Source organism: Dysgonomonas sp. 520, assembly GCF_010501095.1.
Lineage (GTDB): Bacteria > Bacteroidota > Bacteroidia > Bacteroidales > Dysgonomonadaceae > QVMP01.
The window spans coordinates 1-5,140 of the sequence record NZ_QVMP01000048.1 but is presented as its reverse complement, the minus strand read 5'-3'; the positions used below and the strand labels follow the sequence as shown (position 1 = coordinate 5,140).

7 protein-coding genes are annotated in these 5,140 nt (G+C 33.0%); all 7 read left to right on the top strand.

Going from position 1 to position 5,140, the window contains the following annotated elements; genetic code table 11:
* On the top strand, positions 1–2,716 hold a 2,716-nt coding region (locus D0T56_RS16330; protein ID WP_221412370.1), incomplete at its 5' end, for a hypothetical protein.
* Positions 2,716–2,946, top strand: coding sequence for a hypothetical protein (locus D0T56_RS16325; protein ID WP_163321234.1), 231 nt, complete (start codon positions 2,716–2,718; stop codon positions 2,944–2,946). The genes D0T56_RS16330 and D0T56_RS16325, both read left to right, overlap by 1 nt.
* Before the next feature lie 30 nt (positions 2,947–2,976).
* Complete coding sequence (locus D0T56_RS16320; protein ID WP_163321233.1) at positions 2,977–3,480, top strand: hypothetical protein; 504 nt, start codon at positions 2,977–2,979, stop codon at positions 3,478–3,480.
* Between the two features lie 52 nt (positions 3,481–3,532).
* On the top strand, positions 3,533–3,658 hold the full coding sequence (locus D0T56_RS16845; RefSeq protein WP_255491201.1) for a hypothetical protein: 126 nt from the start codon (positions 3,533–3,535) through the stop codon (positions 3,656–3,658).
* 4 nt (positions 3,659–3,662) lie between these two features.
* Complete coding sequence (locus D0T56_RS16315) at positions 3,663–4,028, top strand: hypothetical protein (RefSeq protein ID WP_163321232.1); 366 nt, start codon at positions 3,663–3,665, stop codon at positions 4,026–4,028.
* Positions 4,029–4,138: 110 nt separating this feature from the next.
* Positions 4,139–4,660 carry a deaminase domain-containing protein gene (locus D0T56_RS16310; RefSeq protein ID WP_185153900.1) on the top strand — a complete coding sequence of 174 codons (522 nt, stop codon included), beginning with the start codon at positions 4,139–4,141 and terminating at the stop codon, positions 4,658–4,660.
* A gap of 2 nt (positions 4,661–4,662) precedes the next feature.
* Positions 4,663–5,025, top strand: coding sequence for a hypothetical protein (locus D0T56_RS16305; protein ID WP_163321231.1), 363 nt, complete (start codon positions 4,663–4,665; stop codon positions 5,023–5,025).
* Positions 5,026–5,140: the final 115 nt, after the last annotated feature.

Sequence of the window (5,140 nt, the reverse complement as noted above, 5' to 3'; positions counted from 1 at the left end):
ACTAAACGACCCGGCTTGGTTCACAAATCCGTTTGACGGGGATGAGAGTGGGATGAAGATAGTTCCTATTGTTCATCTTTGTTTGGATGGAGAAAATTCAAAAAATGAAATAGAAGATATAGATATCTCAGAAACTACTTATTTCTTGTTGAGCGGAGGTAAAATTGTCAAATTCGACAATGATCAGATCAACAAAATTGGAGGTGTGTATATAGATGAAAAAGGTTATTTATTAGGTCTATACGATGTAAATAAAATATATTACCAACTATCATCTTCACCATCCAATGAAATAGGATTAAATGAAAACAATCAGAAGATATATGAAAAAGCACAAATAAATGGAAATTTCATCAGTTTCTCTCAGATAGAAAAAGATAATGAAAATAATGGAAAGTATGACGAAAGTGTCACCGCAAAAGAAATACAAATAGCGAATGATATAAGAAACTCATATAATCTATCTGATAATTCGAAATACAAACTGCTCTCTATCTCCAATCAAAATATAGTGAATTGTGAGGAGGGAATTAGTATTGTCTCCAAGCTTAATGGCAATTTAATATATATGCCGTTAACCAAAGAGGAGTGTGAAGCATTATGCACAGGCTCCCAAATTGATGTAGAAAACACTTGTGATGAAAATCTATTTTATACAGGGAAGAATGGACTTATAGTAGATAACCAATCTGTTGGAGAAAAATCCTTGTATAAATTAAATGCTCTGATACAGAAGCAGAATTATGCATCGAATACGGACTTTAAAGACTCCAAAGTATTAGGTGACCCGCAATATATCTACGAAGGTGTAAAATATGGGACAACAGATCCTATTTTCAAAGGAAGTGTTAGTGAAGAGCTGAACAAAAAAATGGCATATCTCGAACTTAGTTCCGGATACAAATTCTATACGATGTTCTTTGAGCGTCCGTGTACTTATCAGTTAACATTGGCAAATGAATCGGCACGAACATTCTTCGAAGAATCGGATATTGATAGTAGTAAAGGAATCCTTTGTTTGGTTATAAAAGGAAAAGATGATCAAAAAACAACTATCGGATTGGCATTTGGTCAAGATGTACCGGGCGAAATACAATCTATTGTACGCCAACAAATGGGAGGTATTGTGTCCGAAAAGGAATTCGATTTTACTCAACGCCTGATTGCCACCTATTATAAAATACCTAAAAAACGACATGTTGTAAATTTCTTTATTCAGAAAATATCGGACGAGGAAAAACAAGCCCATGATAAGAAAATAAAAGAAATGGAAGACGAACATCGTTCTGCCATTTTCGGGGTGGAGATGAATGATGTTTTGATGGGTAACATCCGGCTCGAACATACAGTAGAGAATTCGGCAGAAGGAGCGGCAGTAGCTGTAAGGTACTTTATCTGCGACCCGATTTCTGAAAAAGCTATTTATGAGGTTTATTTTCCGAATGAAGAACTGAAAGAAGAATACGTATTTTCAGAGGCTTATATTGGTGTGTACGAGCCCGGATTTTCGATTGATAAACTGAAAACGAAGAATGTTGGCTTTAATAATGCATTGAAGGCCGGCTGGAAGTATGGCAACTTTGATCCCTGTAGCTATGTGTTTGGTATAGAGGGAAAAACATTTGTACCCACATTTGGCACTTTCTTCGATTATTATTATACGCTAAGACCATCTGCAAGCGAAGAAATCAGAAATCTGGTGACAGATGCGACATTGGGCTTTGCTACAATAGCTGTTCCTGTAAAATATATTATATACCCAACATCGGCAGCCATAGCTATTTATATGGCTCAAGACAGGCCCGATATGGCATTGTCGTATTTGGCGGGATATGGCTTGGTAAAAGGATTTCAGGGAATATCGGCACTATACACGTTTGTGAAACCGAGCATGATACAGATGAAATCGAATCTGAGAGTCTTATCATTCTCTTTGAAACTGGATGCTAACGTATCGAAAGGTCTTGTCTCCGAAAGCCAGTTTGCATCGGCTAACCGATTATTTGAGAAACCATTGGTGCAGGCAGAAGTGGTAGAATACATCATACCTAAGTCTATTGTGAGCAACAATGTGGACGATGTGGGCAACTACGTGATAAAAGCTACCTTGAAGAAAGATGGCAGCGAAGTGTTGGTGGGCAGTATATTAAATGATGGAAAAGAGATAACTTTACTCGGATATACGGATGATTATTCGCGTGTTACATCTTCCACTAAGATAACAGACGATGTTCTAAAACTACTTGCCGATGATGTGGCGAAAAATAGTGGTCAGGTTGGGAAACTATTGGATGATATTGTTGATGAAACTAAATTTGTAGATTTAGTAAAAGATATAAAATATCTTCCAGGTCCAGAACTTCCTCTAAAAATTGCAGAGACTTTTGAAAAAGGAGTCTATATAAATAGACAATTAAAAATAAATGAAAAACTATTTAAATATCATGGTATTAATAATAGAACAGGAAAAAAATACTCTTGGTTTACTAATAAAAAATATGCAACAGAGGAAGAACTCCGTCAACAGTTAGCAATAAGGAATGACTGGGGGGTACAAATAGAATATGTGACAGAATTTAATGTGCCTGCTGGAACATGGGTGAGTGAGGGAAAAGCAGCAGCTCAAGGAATTGGTTATCCAGGAGGTGGTTCTCAGGCTGTCATTACAAATACTCCTAATGCATGGATAGTAAGAACAGATAAAGCATTTAAATAATGGAAGAAATTAAAAATAAATTGGATGAAATCTCTCTTTTGTTAAAAACAAAAGAAAATGATGCATATAAATATTTTGATAATTTATCTTTTATGATGGATAGAGATCCTGCTGAAGCGATAAAGTTAATTTTAACATCTTATAGTATTATTCAATATGCAAATTTGGATTATGAATCAGAATTATTATTCGATCAAATTTGGAATTTGGCTAATAACAGTAAAAGGTAATGTTTTATTTGTGACCTAAAAATAACAAATATGACAATATTAGAAACTTGGGAGGAACTTAAATTAAATATAAAAAATATTGAATTGAACTCAGGGCTTAATGATGAAGAGATAGATTGTTATAATATTGGTTCTATGCCAGATGAACTCTTAGATGTTTTGAAAGATTCAAATGGGCAGAAGACAAACTCTATACCATTATTTTTAGAGTTAAAAAATAATATTCTTGGGGCGGATATTTTTTATTACCAATTTTTATCCGTTTCTGAAATTTTAGAAATTAAAGATAAAATTCAATCAAACACAATTGTAGAGTTGGAAAATCTATACCCATTCGCAGAGTTGGTTAATCGAAATATTGGTGAAAAAGGCTTTGTAGGCTTTGTAATCAATAGCATAGATAAGAAAATTTATAAAATGCAGTCTTACGTATGGGATAGATTTGGTTCTCACAATGAGTTCAAATTGGATATCTTTGCTAATAGCCTAAAAGAATTTTTAGAAAACCAAATTCTATGGTTTTCATTATTGTGATTGGCAATGTTCCATTTGTCACCTAAAGAAATTAGGTTGTTAATTTCAAATAATGCATATAAAAGAAGCTGCAGGAAATGAATGGGGTACTGGAGGTGGAATACAATATCAGATAGATAATTGGAAATCCCTTGAAATAGATGCAATTGAATGGTTTAAATTTTTAAAAGATTTATAAAAATATGGGAAACGTATATATTGAAGGTTATAATCAATTAAAATTATCAGGTTATAATGTAACATTTCCAGCTAGAATTAGACAATATATCAACTTCTTTAAGAAAGATAGAGTTGCAGTACTTATTGGAGCAAAAAAAACAGATAGAGAATATGGTATTCATTTTAAGGGGGAGGGGAATGTATTTGTTGCTAATTATGAGGGGATTATTGGACAGAGCAAACAAATAATTTCTAACATATGGTATATAGATGAAAATACTTTAGGGATGTATGATGGACAGGCGGATCTTTGGTTCGATATAAATAAAATGGAAGTGATTCGAACTATCTGGAATCCTTGGGGATTGGATAAGCCCGAGAAGTACTAATTTTTAAGAAAGCGTTCTTTGAAATAAAATGAATCCTTACTAGCTCGGATATACGGATTTATGCCAGACTTACTTCTTCGTCCAACGTTACGGACGATATACTGAAAGGCTTGGTAGATGATGTGTTGAGAGGAGGAAGTCAGGCTGGGAAGGTAATAACTCGCACACTTGATGGAATAATTGATGTAAGAATAGTTGATAAAGTAAAATCTTTGAGGCAAAAGTTAACCTCCAATTATAAACGAAGTGGTAACTTTGGATGGGCAGAAACTGAAATATCAGGACTATCAAAGTCTGAATATTATGCGCATAGTGCTATTGATGAACTTACGGGAACTTTGCCTCAAAGAGTACCAGATATATCGCTGAAACCTCAAAAAGAAATATTTGAATGGTCTTATGTTTCTAATTCAGCGGGAGTTTCAATTCCAAGAAATATAGATACAGAATATAAAATATTGAGTGAAATAGCTGAAAATTTAGAAACAAATGCATCAGGAAAAATTAAATTGTTCACAGAAAGACCGCCTTGTAGTAGCTGTAGTGGTGTTATAGATGCTTTTTCTAAAAAATTTCCAATGATAGAGATCGAAGTTATTCACAATAACGGAGTAATGTTAATAAATTTTTAATTATGGGAGATTGGGGATATTTTGAATTGATTACGTTTTACTATAGAAGTTTTTTAAATACTCTAGAACAAAATAGAAGTATAGAAGACTCTATCAAAACAACATTTGATGATTATTTTTTTGAGCCTAAAGAAAAATATGAGACATTACATCTAATAATTTCTATACAGACTTTAGATCTTCAATTAGCAATGATGAAAAAAGTATCTAGATGGTCTGTTAACTTCTATAACAATCAACTAAAATCAGCTTCTAAAGAGTTAATGTTTAGCCAGTTATCAAAAAGTGAATTAGAACATTTGGAAGAAAGTATCTTAGAACTTAATATTAAGCTAAAAAAACTGGATTTATTTAAACTAGAATAATAAGTAAGGATAGTATACTAGTCGTAAAAGGATGTAGTAATGTATCTAAAATTATTAATTAATTTAAGTTGCTACTTAAAATTTTCTAATAAAAAAGGCCAATCCATTACTTTTG

Excerpts from the sequence above, each read along its gene's own strand:
- D0T56_RS16305 (WP_163321231.1), top strand. The coding sequence starts at position 4,663 with ATGGGAGATTGGGGATATTTTGAATTGATTACGTTTTACTATAGAAGT.
- D0T56_RS16845 (WP_255491201.1), top strand. The coding sequence starts at position 3,533 with ATGCATATAAAAGAAGCTGCAGGAAATGAATGGGGTACTGGAGGTGGA.
- D0T56_RS16325 (WP_163321234.1), top strand. The coding sequence starts at position 2,716 with ATGGAAGAAATTAAAAATAAATTGGATGAAATCTCTCTTTTGTTAAAA.
- D0T56_RS16315 (WP_163321232.1), top strand. The coding sequence starts at position 3,663 with ATGGGAAACGTATATATTGAAGGTTATAATCAATTAAAATTATCAGGT.
- D0T56_RS16320 (WP_163321233.1), top strand. The coding sequence starts at position 2,977 with ATGACAATATTAGAAACTTGGGAGGAACTTAAATTAAATATAAAAAAT.